Source organism: Paracidovorax oryzae ATCC 19882, assembly GCF_000687165.1.
Taxonomy (GTDB): Bacteria; Pseudomonadota; Gammaproteobacteria; order Burkholderiales; family Burkholderiaceae_C; genus Paracidovorax; species Paracidovorax oryzae.
Genome location: NZ_JMKU01000066.1, coordinates 1 through 1928, shown reverse-complemented (window position 1 = coordinate 1928; position 1928 = coordinate 1). Strand labels below are relative to the sequence as shown.

Below are 1928 nucleotides of genomic sequence, written 5' to 3'. Positions count from 1 at the left end.
TACGTGTATGAGCCGGGCAGCTACGTGCCGCTGGCGCGCATCGATGCGGACGGGCAGCGGCTGGAGGGCAGCGGGCACGGTGGGCTGGTGGGCGGCGCAGGAGCGGATGCCGCAGGTCCGGCAGGTACCCAAGGCCATCCAGGCAGCCAAAGCAGCCGCCACGCCGCGCTGAACCCGATGGCCGCGCCCGGCAGCAGCGCGGTAGCGCATGCCGCTTCTGCCCCGGCACAAGTGGCAGCACATGCCCAAGCACTGATCCCGGCCGAATCGCGCCTGCGCGCCAGCGCCCAGGTGAGCTACTTCCACACCGACCCCTCGGGCCTGCCGGAAGAGGTGACGGACGAGGCCGGCGAGGTGCGCTGGCGCGCGAGCTGGCGCACCTGGGGCAGTGCATTGGAGGAGCGCTGGGAGGCCGTGCGCATCGACGGCAGCGCCATTCCTGCGGTGCAGCAGCGGCACAGGGATGAGGAATCACTCGGGCAGAACCTGCGCCTTCAGGGCCAGTACCTGGACCGCGAGACGGGGCTGCACTACAACACCTTCCGGTACTACGACCCGGATGTAGGGCGGTTCATCAGCCCGGATCCGATCGGGCTGCAGGGTGGACTCAACCTGCAGCAGTACGCGCCAAATCCATTGGCTTGGATTGATCCATGGGGCTGGAGCTTCATGGAGTCAGTCGCTGGGGCAATAGAAAGAACAGGGAAAAAATTCCAGGGAGCAGAAATATACAAATTCACAGACAAAGTGAAAGTTGGCGAAACCACATTCAAGAGAGGCGACTATTTCTACCTAGACAACTTACACAAAGATCATTACGAAACATTTTCCAAAAATGATTCATCAAAGGGTGTCTTCAATTTAGATGGAAGTAAAAATGAGCGAAAAAGCATCAAAGCAGCAAACAGAAAGGGGCCTGGATGTTAAAACTGCAGAACAGAACATCAAGAACAATCAAAATGACGAAGTGGAAGGCACCTTTTGCTACGAACTCTTCGAATTAAACACATTCAATGAGGAACTGCTTCGAAAACTAATATTTGACATGAAATTCCTCGCAGCAGGCCCGAGAGACAAAATTCAATCAAAACCCATAAAATGGATAATATTGAATACCATGAGATGCATTACATCACATTTCAATAAAAATGATCTATACAAAATAAAAAATCTGAACGAAGAAATTTATTCCAAATGGAGCGATGAGTATTTTGAAGAGTTCAAGGAAATACTACTTAATCTAGACCGATAACAGATTTCAGCCAATCACCACGTTCGCAGAGAGATATCATAGTCATGACCATGGACAGCGGAAGCAGGCTACTCGACTATACAAACAATATAGAACGAGGCAAAATAATTCGCTGCCATACTTCCAATGAAAATTGTCTAGATTTCATGGTGATTGAGCTTCATCAAAAAGACGAACGGCGCTATGCCCTGCTCAACCTGACAGGTTATAAAGCGGGTCTTATCTATGCTATCCTTCCGCAACACTCCCAGCCTTCAAATGCAGAAGGATACGCAATAGACAAAGACTGGCTTATATCAAACTGGATTAAATGGGGATATTTTGATTGCCCCATAGACAACGTCTACGTAATAGAAAACTTATAACTCAGGCAGCATTCATCAGCCAGGCCATCTCAAATCCAAAACTCCGATGATCAAGGAATTATAAAAAACATCAACGCGGAGAGATACCTAAAAGAAGGTGGGATTTCCTCCATTTTATGCAGCAATGGAATAACGGCAGCAGATTTACACAATGAGGCTGATGAGCATTTCAAAGGGGGCCGGTATACAATAATTACCTTCAACCATGAAAGCTGGTAGAGCGTGTTATGAACTTCCCGCCGCAGCCAGCACCCGTGCAGCGGCGGGCAACATGAGCACGGCAAAGACCAGGAAATGCAGACCGCCGAGCA

At 50.6% G+C, this 1928-nt stretch carries 3 protein-coding genes; all 3 read left to right on the top strand.

Annotated features, from left to right (window positions below; translation table 11 throughout):
- Window positions 1-927: RHS repeat-associated core domain-containing protein (locus tag T336_RS26380; protein ID WP_244884013.1), on the top strand; the 927-nt coding region annotated here is incomplete at its 5' end.
- Window positions 878-1252: a hypothetical protein gene (locus T336_RS26955; protein ID WP_156957940.1), complete on the top strand. Its 375-nt coding sequence runs from the start codon at window positions 878-880 to the stop codon at window positions 1250-1252. The genes T336_RS26380 and T336_RS26955, both read left to right, overlap by 50 nt.
- A 44-nt stretch (window positions 1253-1296) precedes the next feature.
- Window positions 1297-1617, top strand: a complete 321-nt coding sequence (gene imm45, locus T336_RS26950; protein ID WP_156957939.1) for an Imm45 family immunity protein — start codon at window positions 1297-1299, stop codon at window positions 1615-1617.
- The last annotated feature ends 311 nt before the right edge of the window (window positions 1618-1928 follow it).